This is a genomic window from Ignavibacteriota bacterium (genome assembly GCA_016708125.1).
GTDB lineage: Bacteria > Bacteroidota > Ignavibacteria > Ignavibacteriales > Melioribacteraceae.
The window spans coordinates 4,247,885-4,265,853 of the sequence record JADJGF010000001.1; the positions used below are offsets into that span (position 1 = coordinate 4,247,885).

General features: G+C 27.9%; 14 protein-coding genes. 4 read left to right on the forward strand and 10 right to left on the reverse strand.

Features of this window, described 5'->3' with window-relative positions; translation table 11 throughout:
• Positions 1-7 precede the first annotated feature (7 nt).
• The 7 genes from IPH62_18205 to IPH62_18235 all read right to left on the reverse strand — a co-directional run bounded on the left by IPH62_18205 (position 8) and on the right by IPH62_18235 (position 7,095).
• Positions 8-3,310 (reverse strand): fibronectin type III domain-containing protein, encoded by a 3,303-nt coding sequence (locus tag IPH62_18205; protein ID MBK7107211.1) that lies wholly within the window; start codon positions 3,308-3,310, stop codon positions 8-10.
• The gene (locus IPH62_18210) at positions 3,307-4,125 is read right to left on the reverse strand and encodes a hypothetical protein (GenBank protein ID MBK7107212.1); all 819 of its coding nucleotides are present in this window, start codon (positions 4,123-4,125) and stop codon (positions 3,307-3,309) included. Before IPH62_18210 ends, IPH62_18205 begins: the two co-directional genes overlap by 4 nt.
• Positions 4,122-4,586, reverse strand: a complete 465-nt coding sequence (locus IPH62_18215) for a hypothetical protein (GenBank protein MBK7107213.1) — start codon at positions 4,584-4,586, stop codon at positions 4,122-4,124. Before IPH62_18215 ends, IPH62_18210 begins: the two co-directional genes overlap by 4 nt.
• A 179-nt stretch (positions 4,587-4,765) precedes the next feature.
• Positions 4,766-5,152 carry a hypothetical protein gene (locus IPH62_18220; GenBank protein ID MBK7107214.1) on the reverse strand — a complete coding sequence of 129 codons (387 nt, stop codon included), beginning with the start codon at positions 5,150-5,152 and terminating at the stop codon, positions 4,766-4,768.
• A gap of 146 nt (positions 5,153-5,298) precedes the next feature.
• Positions 5,299-5,793, reverse strand: a complete 495-nt coding sequence (locus tag IPH62_18225; protein MBK7107215.1) for a DUF4402 domain-containing protein — start codon at positions 5,791-5,793, stop codon at positions 5,299-5,301.
• A gap of 243 nt (positions 5,794-6,036) precedes the next feature.
• A complete protein-coding gene (locus IPH62_18230; GenBank protein MBK7107216.1) occupies positions 6,037-6,558 on the reverse strand; it encodes a DUF4402 domain-containing protein in 522 nt (173 codons plus the stop codon).
• A gap of 45 nt (positions 6,559-6,603) precedes the next feature.
• The gene (locus tag IPH62_18235) at positions 6,604-7,095 is read right to left on the reverse strand and encodes a DUF4402 domain-containing protein (protein ID MBK7107217.1); all 492 of its coding nucleotides are present in this window, start codon (positions 7,093-7,095) and stop codon (positions 6,604-6,606) included.
• 262 nt (positions 7,096-7,357) lie between these two features.
• Here IPH62_18235 and IPH62_18240 point away from each other — a divergent pair, with 262 nt between their 5' ends.
• Genes IPH62_18240 through IPH62_18250 form a run of 3 tightly spaced genes read left to right on the forward strand, consistent with a single transcriptional unit; the run spans position 7,358 to position 12,045 of the window.
• On the forward strand, positions 7,358-8,788 hold the full coding sequence (locus IPH62_18240; GenBank protein MBK7107218.1) for an FAD binding domain-containing protein: 1,431 nt from the start codon (positions 7,358-7,360) through the stop codon (positions 8,786-8,788).
• Positions 8,785-11,034 (forward strand): molybdopterin-dependent oxidoreductase, encoded by a 2,250-nt coding sequence (locus tag IPH62_18245; protein ID MBK7107219.1) that lies wholly within the window; start codon positions 8,785-8,787, stop codon positions 11,032-11,034. Before IPH62_18240 ends, IPH62_18245 begins: the two co-directional genes overlap by 4 nt.
• 48 nt (positions 11,035-11,082) lie before the next feature.
• A complete protein-coding gene (locus IPH62_18250) occupies positions 11,083-12,045 on the forward strand; it encodes an XdhC family protein (protein MBK7107220.1) in 963 nt (320 codons plus the stop codon).
• Here the strand turns inward: IPH62_18250 and IPH62_18255 are convergent.
• Genes IPH62_18255 through IPH62_18265 form a run of 3 tightly spaced genes read right to left on the reverse strand, consistent with a single transcriptional unit; the run spans position 12,029 to position 14,503 of the window.
• Positions 12,029-13,153: a DGQHR domain-containing protein gene (locus IPH62_18255; protein ID MBK7107221.1), complete on the reverse strand. Its 1,125-nt coding sequence runs from the start codon at positions 13,151-13,153 to the stop codon at positions 12,029-12,031. The two genes, IPH62_18250 and IPH62_18255, sit on opposite strands and share 17 nt — an antisense overlap.
• Positions 13,146-13,673, reverse strand: a complete 528-nt coding sequence (locus IPH62_18260; GenBank protein MBK7107222.1) for a hypothetical protein — start codon at positions 13,671-13,673, stop codon at positions 13,146-13,148. Before IPH62_18260 ends, IPH62_18255 begins: the two co-directional genes overlap by 8 nt.
• 2 nt (positions 13,674-13,675) lie before the next feature.
• Positions 13,676-14,503, reverse strand: coding sequence for a Dam family site-specific DNA-(adenine-N6)-methyltransferase (locus IPH62_18265; protein MBK7107223.1), 828 nt, complete (start codon positions 14,501-14,503; stop codon positions 13,676-13,678).
• A gap of 187 nt (positions 14,504-14,690) precedes the next feature.
• On the opposite strand from IPH62_18265, the gene ygfK reads away from it, so the two are divergent.
• Positions 14,691-17,960 carry a putative selenate reductase subunit YgfK gene (gene ygfK, locus IPH62_18270; GenBank protein ID MBK7107224.1) on the forward strand — a complete coding sequence of 1,090 codons (3,270 nt, stop codon included), beginning with the start codon at positions 14,691-14,693 and terminating at the stop codon, positions 17,958-17,960.
• The last annotated feature ends 9 nt before the right edge of the window (positions 17,961-17,969 follow it).

Here is a 17,969-nt window from a genome sequence, read left to right on the forward strand (position 1 = left end):
TTCTTAATCACTTCAAAATAAAAATAATATCTTCATTTATATTATTGGAATTTATTGAGAATATTTTTGTCTCAAATTTTTCCGGATAAGATTTTAATTTAATTTTTTCCAATTGTTTTTCATCAATATTGATTATGTAATTTCCCGGAGCAATGCCATAACTGTAAAAACTTCCATCGCTCATTGATTTTATTTTAATTACATCTTCAGATTTTTCTTTCTTTAAATAAATATTAATTCCTTCCAACGGAATTTTTTCATTCCCAACAATTTTAAAAACATTTCCATTAATTACTGCAGCTTCATAAAAAGGAATATTGATTTCTTTATACTGGTTTGGATCAGAAATAAAACTAAATTTATTCCACACCGGAAACCATAAAGGGTTTTTACTCTTTCTATCAATTAATCTTAAATCAAATTTTGTATAAGATTCCAAATCGTTTAAAATAATTTTTCCATCATCAACAATTTTTTTATTGCTTACGGAATTTACCGAGACATCCATATTGTTAATTAATTTTTCTTCATCATCAAATAAATTATTATTGTTTTCATCAAGATAAAATCTAATTGCCGAAGCCGATCTTCCGACCATTCCCCTATTGTGAAAATCAATTTGGTTAAAAATACTGTTGTAGTTTAATGATCCAGAAGCCGATTGAGAAATTACTGATTTTGAAATATTTGTATTTGATCTTAAAAATGGAAGATCAAAAATAATTCGAAGCTGCGTATCGGTAAATGAAGTAATAAAATTAATATTATGCGTAAGTTGAATTCTATAATTCTGCATAAATGTTGTTGCCAGCGAAACATTAAAACTTTCAAACTTGTTTCTGTTGGTATTATAAAAAAGTCTTGTGTCAATAATGCTTCCTCCAAAAATATTTGAAGGAATATAAAATGAATAATTGAGTCGAAAGTTTAAATAAGAAGACGCAAAATCATTATTAGTAATTTTGAAATAATTATATTCAAGTGAAGGACTAATATTTTTAAAATCATAAAAAGTTCTTACAGAAAAATCATATCGATCAAAATTTGTTAAAGAAGTTTTTTTTAATTTCGCAAAAATACTCAGCATACTTTCATCAAAGGAGATTGGCAGAAAAATATTCCCGTCAATTTCGTTTTTAATTTTTGTGGGATTAAACTTCAAATTATTTTCATAAAATTTTGCGCCAATATTAAAACTTGCCAAATCACTAAAAATGGAATTTACCTCAACGTTATAAAATGCATTTGGCGCAATTGTGAGACTTGAAATATATCCATCTAAAATATGCGCAGTTGTTTTTGAATAAATTGAAGAATTAGAAAAATCATCAACAAATAAATCTGTACCTATTTGAGTTGTAATTCTATCGCTTAAACCGTAAGCTGCATTTGCTTGAAGCATATATTCATCAATTGTTAAAAGCTTTCCAAAATTAAAATTATAGTCTAATTCACCAATTGGAATTTGCGTAATTGGAATTTGATATAATTTCCTTTCAAATTTTGTTTCTCCGTTTGTTCCATATTTTTTAAACTCTAAAATTGTTGTCCCGTAAGAAAATGGAAGGCTGAAACTAAAATTTCCATTTTCATCGGCTTCAATTATTTCAATAATTTCATTGTTCATGGAAATTTCAACTTTCCAAAAAGGGTTAGTCTTTTCCTGAATAATTTGTTTACCGTAAATTCTTCGTAATTCTAAAGGTTCATTTGAAACTGTAATTCCTTTAAAATCATAAGATTGCAAACCAAACGCATTGCCATTTCCCAGAATAATATTGCTGATTGTTCTGTTGTTGAGAAATGCATAACGCCATCTATATTGCGTTTGATTATAAATGAATTTATTTTGAAACAACGAGTGATTTGTTGCGAGCTGAAAATCTCCGCCGAATAATTCATTTCCCAAACCTAAATCAAATGAATAAAATGGATTTTCATTTTTTACAAAATTACTGCTTAATGAATAATCTAAAAATCCTCCGTTAAAATTTTTACGTTCTCTTTCAAATTTTATTGGATAGTTTTCACTAACTGCTGCATTTTTACTAAGAGAAAATTTTTGCTGATTTATTAATCTTTCAACCATAGGAAGCTGATTTGCCGAACTAAATTTTACTTCAAGATTTCTTAAACTTACTTCAAGTTTTCCTTCTAATAAATTTTCTATTAAATCTGGTTTTACAAAATATTCCAAATCACTTTTTATAAAATCATTATTTGTAAAATTTATTTTTTCATCATTTTTAATTTGATTCAAATTTCTGAAATCAATTGAGTTTGTAATTTTTAGTTCACTTAAACTTTGCGCAGAAAATTTTTCAACTATTAAATCTTCATTATGATTTATTTGCAGAATTGTCAAAATCTCACTTAACGGTAAATAAACAATGGAGTTTTTATATTTTGCTAAAATCATTTCATCAATATATCCGGCATATTTGAATCGTAAAATTAAATCATCAACAGATTCTTCAATTTGCTTTTGTTCTTGTTCACTTTGAATAGTAAAATAAAAATAATCCGAAAAATTGCTCCATTCATTTCCAATTTTACTTCTTAATTTCCATCGGTAATTATTGTAGTTTTTTAAAGAATTTGGATTAAGATTAAAAAGTGTATCGGTCAATTCTTCCTTTAAAATCAGTAAATATTCTTCACCCAAAATATTTGAAGTGTTAATTCCCTCAATCGTAATTTCATAAAAATCAGCATTATTATTTTTATTCCAAATTAAACTTGAATTTTTATTTTCAGAATCATTGGAGCTAATTATTAAATTATTTTTACTGATAATTGCGGGCGGTAAATTAAATTTTTCTTCTTCTATAAAATCTTTCTTTGGAGAATTGATAATAAAATAAATGGTTTTAGAAAATTCACTCCAATCTGTTTTATTATAAGCGCGTAATCTTATTGAATATTTTTTTTCAAATTGCAAAAAGTTTTCCGGAAACAAATATTCATTTTTTTCAATTACACAAAAATATGGCGAAGAAAAAATTAATTTATTTTTTTCGCCAATTTCTTCAATATAAATTGTGTAACCATTTGCGTTTGTAATTTGGTTCCATTTGAAAAATGGCGTTACGGTTGTTATGTTAAATATCGAATCGGAACTTGGATAAATAAGTTTTGGAATTTCAAGTTTTACAGAATCAATTAATTTTTTTTCGTTTGATTTTATTTTACTTTGGCTTGATTGAGCTAAATTGTTTGAAAAACAAAATAAAGTAAACGTTAGAAATAAAATTTGAGATATTCTAATTTTTGAAATAATCCAAATATTTATTTTATAAAAAATTCTCAAGGAATAGTGAACTCAAAACTATTTGAAATATCATTTGGCGGAACTAATTTGCTTTCCGGAATATCTTCTTTTTCGTTGAACTTAATTAATAATTTTGCGGTATAATTTCCTACCGGGAATTTATCTTTGGGCAAAACATAATTCCTAACAATATTATAATAGACCGATAAATAATCATGTTCTTCTAAAATTATTTCACCTTTTGAATTTGTAACCGTTAAATTAAAATTTCCAAAATAAGGCGAATTTCCCAATTGTTTTATTTTATATAAAAGTTGGTGAGTATCTGTAGAATCTTTTATTAAAGAAGTTTTCTCAATTTCCAAATCCGTAAAAACAGAATCGGTCCTGTATAAAGCAGTGGTAACTTGATTTAAAACAAATTTAAGTTTTGCAGAAACTCCGCTTCCATCACTTATGGTTGTATCTTTATTTATTGGAGTTGATGAAGTTACAATTCTTGTCCAATAAGTTCCATTTGCAATTTCTTTTGGCGGTTTAATCATTAAACGAATTGTTTGCCGTTCTTTGGAATTTAACACAAACTTTTTGGGAAATGCAGTAATCCAATTATTTATTGAAGGAAATTCTTCGGTCGGATTTTCCAAATATTTCATTGTTCTTGTGCCAAGCGAATCTGAAACCGGAAAACCAAAAATAAATGAAATTGTAATTTCATAATTTTCAAAAGATTCATTCTGTACAATCATACTTCCGAATTTATTGTTTTCATCCATGTAAACAACATACGGCGAAATAATAACTTGTGCGTAAATTGAAATTGAAAATAAAAATATCAGCAAAAATTTTTTCATAAAAACTCAATTGTTAAAGTTATAGAACCAATATAATTTCCCGGACTAACACCAGAATTTGTTGAAATACTTCCGCCAAGCCATAAATAAATCGGAAGATAAAAAAATGCTCGTCTAATTTCTAAAGGTGAATTTGGATTAAAATTTACTCTTCCGGTTTGTCTATCATAATAAGACCAAGCTCCGCTGTTGCTTGAAAATTTTAACGGAACTGAATTATTTCCATTTGATAAAAAACTTGGAAGTTTAAAAGTTACGAGCAAATCTGATCTAAAAAATTTTGTATGATAAAAATAAAATTTAGCTGCTCCTTCATCCGTGTGTAAAATTGTTTCGGAATATCCGATAAAAATATCGCCAAACTCAAGATCATTATTTCTGTAAGTAATAATTGATTGTGAATTCACATCAGAAAGTGCAAGTACAAATAAATAGAAAAAATATAATTTTGCTTCTTTCATATTTTAAAATTTTGTCATTTCAAATTAGATAATTTTTAAATTATTTACAAAAAAACTACATTAAAAAACAATTAGTTAGAGGATTTATTTGAAGTAATATTTAAAGTTGATTTGAAATAAGAATTGAAAACTTAAATTGGCTGAGATTACAAATTTTTATATTCTAAAAAAGTGGATTTTTAATAAACTACTGTAATTGTAAAATTTTTCTGCGAATTTATATTTTCTTCGCCTGGTTTATATTTGGAAAATTCATCAATATTTAGATTTGAAAAATATTTAGAATCATAATTTTTATCCGAATTATTTCTAATTAATGAATTTTTGTTTTCATTTATAAACTTTGATGATCTTTTTAAAACATCAAATATATTTGATTTTGATTCATTTTTAATAATATTTTTTTGGATTACTCTATTATTGTAGTTAACCAAAATGTTTCTTTTTCTAAAAAAATTAGTTTCATCTGAATAAATAACTTTTCCGGTTTCTGTATCATAATTGGTAAACTGAAAAACTTCACTTTTAACTAATTTTATTTTAATCTCAACATTTGCAGTCTGCATTGATTGGCAAAATAAAAATGAGGAAGAATACAAAAGTATGAAAAATAATATTTTTAAATATTTATGCAATTGCAAGTTTCTAAAGTTGATTGATGTTTTTGTAAATTATCGAATTTAGAAACAATAATGTTTATTGCAGATCACAATTAATAAGTTACCGAAAGCACAAAAAGTCCAACATAATCCCCAATTTCTTGTTTTGGATTAATATAAATTTCGCCACCGACGAAAATCTGAAGCTCACCAATCAATCCATTTTGAGCAAGCGGTAAAGTATTTCCATCCAAAATTTTTTGAGAATTTTTTGTTTCAACATTAGGAGTAAAAATCAAAGTGCCAAAATTTCCACCAAAATTTGAAGCCCAATCGTAATTTGTTAATTCAACTGAACTAAATCTTACGGTAATATTTTTCCCGGGATGACCGGTTACAATAAATTGTTTCCCAAAATTTGGCTCAATTTTTTCGATAAAAGAAGAACCGGAAACTATAATTTCTCCAAAATCCAAATCGCCGGAACCTGCTTCAATAGAAAGCGGCTGAATTAAATTTGCACTTGCATTTCCGCTTATATATCCAGTTTGTTGTGCAAAAAGTGACGTTAGAGAAATTAAGGTAAATACTATGAATATTTTTTTCATAGTACAAAATATGAATTGAAATGATTTTTTTAAAGAATAAAAAAAATGGCGTCAGATATCAATTTTCTTATTATCTAACGCCACTGAGGACCCATGAGGATTTTATAAAATTAAATTCTATTTCACTATCGGTACATAATTAAAAAACTTTAATTTTAATCACTTTCAAGATCTAAGTATATTATTATAAAATATTTTAATTCTTCTAAAATGAACAATTCTAAACTAAATAACACAAATACCTCAATATTCTACAGTTAATGTAAATGTTCCTTTATAATCTCCATATGGCTGATTACTATTTATAGTCATCGAACCGCCAATCCAAATGTAAAGTTTACCCAAAGGTGAATCATTACTTAATCTTACGGTATTTCCATTGCGTAAAATTCTTGATGAAACATAATTTATATTTCCATTTGTATGGCGCACATTTGGAGTAAATCTAATTGTTCCATTAGTTCCGCCAAAATTATCAACCCAATCATTATTATTTAGGTTAACATTTCTTGAAAAAGTTACCGTAACATTTCTTCTACTAAAACCGGTTACTTCAAATTCAATTCCCAAATCTGCAGATCTTGTTAAAGTAAATCTGTTTCCGGTATAAATAATTTCACCAAAATCTAAATCGCCTTTAACTTTATTTAATGCTAATCCATTATTTAGTGAAATACTAATATTTGTTGAAATATTAAAACTTGATTGAGCAAATATTTTTATTGTAGAAATCAGTAATAAAAGAACAATTATTTTTTTTAACATTTAGTTTAAATAAAGTTTTGGGAATAATTTTGTTATTCCCGATTATTAATTATAACTTACTTCAATATTAAAGGTGCCAGTATAATCACCACCAATAGTAGTTGGCGTAATATCAATTGATCCCCCTAGCCATAAATACAATAAACCAGTTCCAGCGGTTAAAGTATGCTGTGATTCATCACCAACAGAAGATCCAGAAACATAGGTTGCATCACTGGTTTTTTCAACTTTTGGAGCAAAAGTTAAATTATTTGATTCGTATGATAGATTAACTGAGCTAGAATAATCAACTATAATATTTTTGTTTGAATGACCAGATACTAAAAAAGCAACTGGGGTTGTAACACTAATTGTTTCATTACTTGTACCAATTACTTTTTCTCCAAAATCGATTCCACTAGATGGTGGAGTAATTGATAAACCTTTTTTAAGTTGAACTGCAACAGAAGTGCTGCTATTAGCTAAACTTTGACCAAATATCACACTTGTTGAAAAAATAAGTGCTGCTAAAACTAAAAGATATTTTTTTGCGTACATTTAATACTCCCTAATTGATTTGTTTGAGTTTCTTTTTGAAGTATTTTTCAAAGTGTGTGCCAGATCACATTATGCGCAAAATTTGATTTATCTTAATAATTAAAAGGAAATTATTTTTCCTAATGTTTCAAATTGCGGGATTAAAATTGTTGTGTATTTTATTGGGACATTTTTATATTTTAATTTGTGAAATCATTTATTAAATATTTCTCACTTTTTTCAGATTGCTAATTTCAAAATCTTAACAAATTTATTGATCAGAATGGAAAGTGAAATAAATTTCATATTAAACAATCAAGAAATTAAAACCAAAATTAACCCATCTACAGTTCTGCTTGATTATATTAGAAAAGACAAAAAATTAACCGGAACAAAAGAAGTTTGCAAAGAAGGTGATTGCGGAGCATGCACAGTTTTACTCGGTGAACTTACAAAAGTTGGATTAAAATATAAAACAATAAACTCTTGCATTTTCCCAATTCAAAATGTTGATGGAAAACATGTCGTAACAATTGAAGGAATTAATCAAGAAAATCTAAATATTATTCAGCATGAATTTGTAAATCAAGGAGCTTCTCAATGCGGATTTTGTACACCGGGATTTATAATTTCACTCACCGGATACCTTTTAAATTCAGAAAAATTAGAGTATGACGAAATGATAAATTCAGTTGCCGGAAATATTTGTCGCTGCACCGGATATAATTCGATTAAAAAATCAATTGAGAAAATAAAACTTAATATAAATGATATTAACTTGCAGAATAACAATAAGTTAGCATATTTGATTAAAAGCAATATTTTACCAAAATATTTTTCAGAAATTGAACAAAGGTTAAATCTAATTAATTCTACAAAAGTAGATAATCCGGAATTCCATAAAAATATACACTCTGTTTTCATTGGTGGAGGAACTGATTTATTCGTTCAAAAAGCGGAGGAAATGTGCAAATCAAATGTTCATTTTATTTACAATATTCCGCAACCAAAAATTTTAATAAATGATTCTGTAATAATAATTCATTCTTCCACGACTATTGAAGAATTAAAAGATTTCTTTGAAAAGAATATTCCAAATATAAATTTCAATACATTGTTTAAACTTTTCGCATCAAAACCAATTAGAAATTCGGCAACAATCGGTGGAAATATTGTAAATGCTTCCCCAATTGGAGATATGTCGGTTGCATTACTTTCACTAAATGCTAAACTTATTTTGAAGAATTCGAAAAAAGAAACTCGAAAAGTAAACTTGGATAAATTCTATTTTGATTACAAAAAGTATGATTTAAATTCCGATGAAATAATAGATTCGGTTTCGATTCCAATTCCAAACAGCAATTTCTTATTCAATTTTGAAAAAGTTTCTAAGAGAAATCATTTAGATATTGCAAGTGTAAATTCCTCCATGCTCCTTGAAATTATTGACAATAAAATAGCTGGAGCACGTTTGGCTGCTGGAGGTGTTGCTCCAATTCCTCTTTATTTTAGAAATACATCTGAATTTTTAATTAATAAAGAAATTTCTATGGAATTAGTTAAAGAATCTGTGGAAATTGCAAAATCTGAAATTTCACCAATAAGTGATATTCGCGGGAGCAAGGATTACAAAACATTATTATTAGGTCAATTAATAAAAGCCCACTTCATCGAAATGTTTCCGCAAATTATAAATCATGAGGTGTTAATTTGAACACTGATGTGATTAAACATGTTTCTGGCAATTCACTTTTTGTTGATGATTTCCCTATTCTTGAAGGAACTTTATTCGCTAAAGTTTTTACTTCTTCAATTGCACACGGAAAAATAAAAAATATAAATTTAGAAAGTGCCAAATCTTTTCCCGGCGTTGTTAAAATTTTAACTTCGGAAGATATTCCCGGAATAAATCAAGTTGGCGGAATAATTCAAGATGAAACTCTTTTAGCCGAAAACGATGTTCATTTTATTGGAGAGCCAATTGCTCTCGTAATTGCAGAATCTCAAAAAATTGCAAAGGAAGCTGCAAATTTAATTGAAATCGAATTTGAAGAATTAGAAATTATTGTTGATCCGAGAAAAGCTTTTGAAGTAAATTCTTTAATAATGCCTCCAAAAATTTTTGAAAGCGGAAATGTTTCCGAAGCTTGGACGAAATGTGATATTATTGTTGAAGGAAATGTTGAAAGCGGCGGACAAGAACATTTATATCTGGAAACACAATCTGCCGTTGCAATTCCAAAAGAAACAAACGAAATAAAAATAATTTCATCTACACAAAGTCCAACCGCAGTTCAAAAAACTATTGCAAAAGTTTTAAATTTACCAATGAACAAAATTGAGGTAGATGTTTTAAGATTAGGCGGCGCATTTGGAGGCAAGGAAGATCAAGCAACACATTGGGCAACATTGGCAGCTTTGGGAACTTATCATACAAGTAAACCGGTAAAGCTTGTTTTATCTCGATCCGAAGATTTATTTATGACGGGAAAACGTCATCCATATTCTTCTGATTTTAAAATTGGTATTACGAAAGATTTAAAAATTCTTGCGTATGAAGTTATGTTTTATCAGAATGCCGGAGCTGTTGCTGATCTTTCTCCCGCAATTTTAGAACGAACTTTATTTCATGCGACAAATTCTTATTTCATTCCAAATGTAAAAGCGACGGCTATAAGTTGTAAAACTAATCTTCCCCCATTTACTGCATTTAGAGGTTTTGGCGGACCTCAAGGAAAATTTGTTATTGAATCTGCAATTCATAAAACTGCAGAAAAATTAAAAATTGATGTAAGTGAAATCCAGAAGAAAAATTTAATTTCAGAAAAAGATTTTTTCTATTATGGACAGCAAGCAGAAAATTCTAAAGCAAATATTTGCTGGCAAACTGCTGATGAAAAATTTGATTTTAATTCATTGAAAATGCAAGTAGATGTTTTCAACTCCGAAAATAAATTTTTCAAAAAAGGTTTGGCGGTTATGCCAATTTGTTTTGGAATTTCATTTACAAATACATTCTTAAATCAAGCAAGTTCATTGGTTCATGTTTATAATGATGGAAGTATTGGAGTAAGTACTGGTGCGGTTGAAATGGGTCAAGGTGTAAATGAGAAAATTAAATTAGCAGTTGCAAAAACTTTTTCTGTAAAAGTTGAAAGGATAAAAATTGAATCGACAAATACAACTCGAAACGCAAATACTTCTGCAACTGCGGCAAGCAGTGGAGCTGATCTAAATGGAAATGCTGCAATTAAAGCTGCTCAATCAATTTTAAAAAGATTATTAGAATTTGCCGCTTCTGAATTAAAAATTCAAGATTTATCAAAACTTAAAATTGTAAACGAAAAAGTTTTTTACGATAATCATGAAACAAATTTGAAATGGGATGAATTAATTCTAAAAGCATATCAGAATAGAATTAATCTTTCATCACATGAATTTTACGCAACTCCGGAAATATTTTTTGATAGAAAAAATAATAAAGGAAATCCTTTTGCATACCATGTTTACGGAACATCCATAACCGGCGTTACTATTGATTGCGTGCGAGGAACTTACGAAATTGATTTTGTAAAAATTGTTCACGATTTTGGAAAAAGTATTGATAACAAAATTGATATTGGTCAAGCTGAAGGCGGATTAGTTCAAGGAATTGGCTGGATGACAATGGAAGAATTAAAATATTCAGATAAAGGTAAATTGCTCTCCAATTCTCTTTCGACATACAAAGTGCCGGATATTTATTCTGTTCCGAAAAATATTGAAATTGAATTTTTAGAAAACTCAGAAAATAGATTTGGACTTTTAAAAAGTAAAGCAATCGGAGAACCGCCGTTGATGTACGGAATTGGAACTTTTTTTGCGATTTATAATGCTGTAAAAAGTTTTAATCCAAAAAGTAAACTTGAATATTCTTCGCCAATAACTCCAGAAAAAGTTTTACTGGGTTTGTATTCTTAAACAAAATTAAATTTAAAAATAATTAGATTAGAAAATTTTGAGAGTTTTATGAAAGAAGTTGATTTATGGATTTTCGTTTACAATAAACTTAACAGAAATATAAAAGTAAATTTATTAATTGTTGCTGATTCAAGTTTGTCTTCTCCAGGAAAATCCGGATTTAAAATGGCAATTTCCGAAGACGTTGAAACCTACGGAACAATTGGCGGCGGAATTATGGAGTTTGATATTTTAAACGAAATCAGAGGAACTCTTAATTTTACTGAACCAGTTAATTTTATTAGAAAACTTCATCACAGCAAAACAAAAGATGGGCATTCATCCGGGTTAATTTGCGGCGGAACTCAAACATTAATTGTACAAACATTAACAATAGAAAATCGTGATTTAGTGAAAAATATAATTGATAATTTGGAAGATCAAATAAATGGCGTGTTAAGGTTAAATCCGTTTGGGCTTGATTATACGCCGCATAAAGAAAATGACAAAGATATAAATTTGTTTTTTGAAGATGAGCAAAATTGGCAATACGAAGAAAATATAGGATTACTTAATACAGTTTATATTATTGGCGGAGGTCATGTTGGATTAGCAGTTTCAAGAGTTATGTCAACTTTAGATTTTTATGTTGTTACTTTTGATCAAAGAGATGATATAATTACAATGAAGCAAAATACATTTGCTGATAAAAAAATTATTACAAAATATGATGAAGTAAATAAGTTTATTCGTGAATCAAAAAAATCTTATGCAATAATTGTAACTCCAAATCATGATGGAGATAAGGAAGCATTAAAATCAATTATTGGATTGAAACTAAAATATATTGGATTAATGGGAAGCGAAAAAAAATCCAAAAGTATTTTTTCACATTTGGAATCCGAAGGAATTAATTCAGAATTGTTTAAAAAAGTTCACACTCCGGTTGGATTAGAAATAAATGCAGAATCTCCGGAAGAAATTGCAATTAGTATTGCGGCAGAAATTATAAAGATTAAGAATTTAATTTAGTTTCTTCAATCAAAGTACTATACAATTTTGATTGACCGCTTGAGCCTGGAAGAAAGTTTGTTCTATTGAAATCTTCAGATTTTAATGTTGATTTACTTAGTAAAACTAAATAATATTCTTTGGATAAAACTTCACCGATTTTATTAGACTTGACATATGCATCTTTAAAAAATCGCATTAAAGCGATAAAACCCGTTGATTTATTAAGAATCATCTCTTTTTCTACAAGCTCCCAAGCATTCGGCCATTTTTCTCTAACTGCATTAAAATATTCCCATATGATTTTTGCAATTTCAAGGTCTTTTTCATCTATAAACAAATTGCGAAGAGGTCTAAACATTAGTTCTGTAGAAGAAATTTTCTTAGGTTTCATTCCTTTTTTATATATGTTTCTGTCTTCCATGGGATCCTTTGAAATTAGTTTAATAAGTGATTGAGAAAACGTTGCTTGAGTAATAGTCTCTTTTTCTTTGTCCTCAGCACTTCCTAATATTTTAATTTTATCTTTAAAAGGACTACCTTGTTTTTGATTTAACGCGCGAACAATATTATGACAAGTCTTTTGAGGACTACGTGATGTTGCAAATGAAAATAAATCTGCAACTAAAGATTTATTAACCTTTGTTTGTGTCTTATTAATTGTAGCAAAAACTATTGCTTGATCTTCCAACTCCATATCAACAAATATTGTAACATTCATATCGAATTCACTTATTTTTCCTTTAAAGTTTTCTAAACCGGCAATTCGATGTTGACCATCAAGTACTTTTGCTACATTATCTCTAAACGGAACATACATTATCTGTTCTTTTCTATTATATTCAACATCTGTATTATTAAGATGTAAAATTACAGATGACGGGAAAGTTGCGTCAACAAGATTTACATACTTACTAATTTCAAGCACTCTTTTCTGAGATAGTTCTCGTTGAATTCCAGAATATATCTCAACTTCTCTTTTCTCATCACCTGAATCCAATCTCCTAATATCAGCATATGATATTTTAACTAAATCCTGGTGCTTCATAACGCCAATATAAAATTGACCAATCGGCTGATTTACTTCAATGCATTTAATTTCAATTTTTTGGTTTTCAGCATTAATCATTGCCTAATCCTTCTAATATATTTTCAACCTCTTCATTGCTTTTTGATTTAACATCTATATTTGGATAAATTTTAAGAAAGTCAATATATATACTTCTGTAAGATGTATAACTTGATAATATAAACAATAAAATTGATGCTATTCTTACAAACCATAAATTAATATTTACATCAATATTCTTATGTGAAATCTCGATTGAATATAAAATTGCATATATAACAGAACTTATAATAATAAAAAATATGCTTAAATGACTTAATAAACGATCAAATTTGAATACTGATTTCTTAAGCGCTTTTTGATTTTCTTCATCGCGAAATAAATAAAATGCACCTGTTGCAAGACCTGCAGAAAATAATAATATTTGGCCGTCATCAATAAAAGATATTATATGTTCATATTTTTGAATAATAAAAATCCCTATTAATGAAATTAAAAATGGTAACGTAATTCCAGATAATGAATATAAGAATCCCGTCCAAGTTTTTTCTGAATGTAATTTTCTTTCTAGTATTTCCATATCTAATAATTTTTAATTATCAATTCTTTTACTTTTATTTTATCCTTTTTACATGAAATATATCTATAGGCATTAGTTGAATAAATATCCCAATTCGAATATAGTTCTTTAATAGAATCAACATCTGCATTAGAAATAATAACTTTACAGCCTTTTTTAGATAATTTTTCAGCAAATAAAGCCACTTTTCCATGTTCCTCTTCATCAAATTTTTCAAGTGTATAATGATTAAAAGATGCTGTAGAAGAAATTCGTGGATAAGGTGGATCAAGATATACTAGATCATTTTCTTCTACTAAAGATATAATTTCTTGATAATGCGATGTAAATATTTCTGCATTATTTAATTTTTCACTTAAAATTTTAAATTGTTCCAAGGGAAGAAAAGATGGTTTGCTCTTACCAAATGGTACGTTATAATTTCCACTCTTATTCACTCGGTAAATACCATTAAATGACGTTTTATTCAAAAAAATAAATTTAATCGCTTGATCTAATGTCGGTTCGTTAATGCTTCTATTAAAATTCTCTCTAATTCTATAATATGTTTTCTCTGAAACTGGAATTCTGAATTTCTTCAATCCATTATATACATCTTTATAATTATATTTAATTTGATTATAAGTATTTATCAAATTTGAGTTCATATCAGAAAGGTAGGCCTTGGAAAAAGAACCTTTTAGGAAAAAAGAACCTCCACCAAGAAAAGGTTCGAAGTATCTATTTATTTTAAAACCATTTACAAACTTGAAAATTTCATTTATCAAATTTTGTTTTCCACCTGCCCATCTAATAAAAGGTTTTATCGATTCATTCAAATGTAAATTCAATTTTTATTTTAAATAATACTATAATAAAAAATATAATAAAAATCATTCAATTTTAAATAAATGTAAATTAATATTTTATGTTTTCGCTAAGTCTATCTATATATAAAAGAAATTTTTCTTACTGATAGTTAAAGTAATTTTTCATAATTTCTTAATTAGATTATACCATATTGGAAAGTTTCTTTTCATGAGTGATAAATTTTACAGAGTTCCAATTGAGCGACTTTACAGTTGGATTGTTGAAGAAGAAAAGTATGGAAGAATTTTCGGATTATATAAAGAGAATTTATTCACTCCAAAAACATCCGATCCATATAAAATGTATAGATATGGCAAACTCTTAGAAACTCCGCTTGGCGTTGCCTCTGGTCCGCATACACAAATGGCACAAAATATAATTGCTTCTTGGTTAGTTGGCGCAAGATATATTGAATTAAAAACTGTGCAAACTTTAGATGAACTCGAAGTTACCAAACCTTGCATCGACATGGAAGATATTGGTTACAATTGTGAATGGTCGCAAGAATTAAAAATAAAAGATTCTTTTGATGAATATTTGAACGCATGGATTTTAATTCATTTATTAAAATATAAATTTGATTGGGATGAAACTGAATCCGGATTTATTTTTAATATGAGTGTTGGTTATAATCTTGAGGGAATCTTAAAACCCAATGTGCAATGGTTCTTTGAGAAGATGAATAATTGCAAAGTTGAAAAAGAAAATAAATTAGAAACACTTTCAAAATACTTTCCGGAAATTCACAAAGTAAAAATACCAAATCAAATCACTGATAATATTACACTTTCAACAATGCACGGTTGTCCGGCAAACGAAATTGAAGAAATAGGAAAATATTTAATTAGAGATAGAAAACTTCATACGACAATTAAGTTGAATCCTACTTTACTTGGAAAAGAAAGACTACATTTTATTTTAAATGATAAACTTGGTTACAAATTTGTTATTCCGGATAAAGCTTTTGAACATGATTTAAAATATGATGATGCAATAAAAATGATTACCATACTTCAGAATATTGCGGCAGAGAATAATGTTAAATTCGGATTGAAATTAACAAATACTTTAGAATCAATAAATTTCACTAATTGGCTTCCGCAAAAGGAAAAGATGGTTTACGCAAGCGGTCGCGCTCTTCATCCAATAAGTATAAATCTTGCTGAAAAATTACAAAGTGATTTTAATGGTGAACTTGATATTTCTTTTTCTGCCGGTGTTGATGCTTTTAATGTTTCGGATACTTTGGCCTGCAATTTAAAACCAATTACAGTTTGTTCAGATTTACTAAAGCCCGGCGGATATTTACGTTTAACGCAATACATCGAAGAACTAGATAAAAACTTTTTTAAATTCGGTGCAAATAATATTGAACAATTCATTTCAAATGTTGCAAATAAAAGTGATATAACGAAATCCGGTTTAAATAATTTAAGAAAATATGCTTCGAAAGTTTTAGAGCAAAAGCAATATTTCAAATCCTTTTTCCCATTTAAGAATATTAAAACAAATCGTGAACTTACTCCATATGATTGCATTCATGCACCGTGTATTGAAGCTTGTGCGATATCGCAAAACGTTCCGGAATATATGTATCATACAGCAAATGGCGATTTTGATAAAGCCTACAAAGCAATTTTAGATGAAAATCCTTTGCCAAATATTACCGGAAATGTTTGCGATCATTTGTGCCAGACAAAATGCACAAGAATGAATTATGATAATTCAATATTAATTCGTGCAATAAAAAGATTCAATGCAGAAAAGTTTGATAATAATTTTGACGCAATTTTAAAAAATAAAAATGGAATTAAAGTTTCAATAATTGGCGCTGGACCATCCGGTTTAGCGTGCGCTTATTTTCTCGCATTGGAAGGATTTGAAGTAAATGTTTATGAAACAAAATCATTTGCCGGCGGAATGGCTTCAGACTCAATCCCCGCTTTTAGATTAACGGATAATCAAATTAATTCTGATATAAATTTAATTAAATCATTAGGCGTTCATTTTCATTTCAACCAAAATGTTACCAAAGATTTGTTTAGTGAAATTAAATCAAATAGTAATTTTATCTATATAGCAATTGGCGCTCAGAAAGGTAAAAAGTTAAATATTCCCGGTGAAGATTTAGAAAATGTATTTGATCAACTAACATTTCTATCAAATGTGAGAAGGAATATAAATATTAATTTGGGAAAAACAATTGCGGTAATTGGCGGAGGAAATTCAGCAATTGATGCAGCCAGAACAGCAAAAAGATTGTCTGCTGAAAGTGGGAAAGTCGCAATTTTGTATCGAAGAACAATAAAGGAAATGCCGGCTGATCCCGAAGAAATTAGAGCATTGCTCGATGAAGGAATTTTTATTTTTGAATTAGTGTCGCCAAATTCAATTTCTAGAATAAATAACCAGTTACAATTAAATTGTATTAAAATGCAATTAGGCGAACCAGATGAAAGTGGAAGGCAAAAGCCAATTCTCGTATTGGGTTCAGAGTTTTCAATGATTTTTGACTCAATAATTACTGCAATTGGTCAAGATATAATTTTGGATTTTATCGATGAACAGAATCTAATTACTGATAAGAATTATGAAACACAAATTACAAATGTTTTTGCCGGCGGTGATGCAATTCGCGGAGCTGATTCTTTAATAAACGCAATTGCAGATGGAAAAAATGTAGCTTACAAAATCATAGAAAATGTAAAAAGTAATTTTACTATTCCAAAACAAATTAAAAGTGATAAACATACTTTAGCTGAGTTTCAGAAAAAACAAAGTTACCGCGAATTTGGGAATAAAATTCCCGAATTAAATTTAGAGAAAAGAAATAATTTTAATTTGGTTCATCCAAACATGACAGAAGCTCAAGCAATTTCAGAAGCGCAAAGATGTTTGTTCTGTAATGATATTTGTAATATTTGTGTTGGTGTTTGTCCCAATTTTGCTAATCTATCATTTGAAACAAATAAATTTAATATTCCAATTTATTCAATTGATATTGGTGATGAGATAAATTATACAATTGTTGATCACTTGATTATTGAACAAACAAATCAAATTATTAATATTGGTGATTTTTGTAATGAGTGCGGAAATTGCAACACATTTTGTCCAACGAACGGAGCACCATATTTAACAAAATCAAAATTTTATTTAACCCAAGAAAGTTTTGACTTTGAAGATAACTGTTTTTATTTATCCGGTGAATTAATAAAATATAAATCAAATAATAAAATTGAATCGGTGAGAATGTTTGAAGATAATTTTGTTTATGAAGCAGAAGATATCAAAGTAATTTTTGATAAAAATAATTTTGACATAATAAGTATTGATACTCAAAAAATAATTCAGAATAAATTATTGGATAATGCTGCAGAAATGATTTTTCTTTTTATAAGTCTAAAAGATAATTCCATTTTTAAACAATTTAATTAAATTATTTTC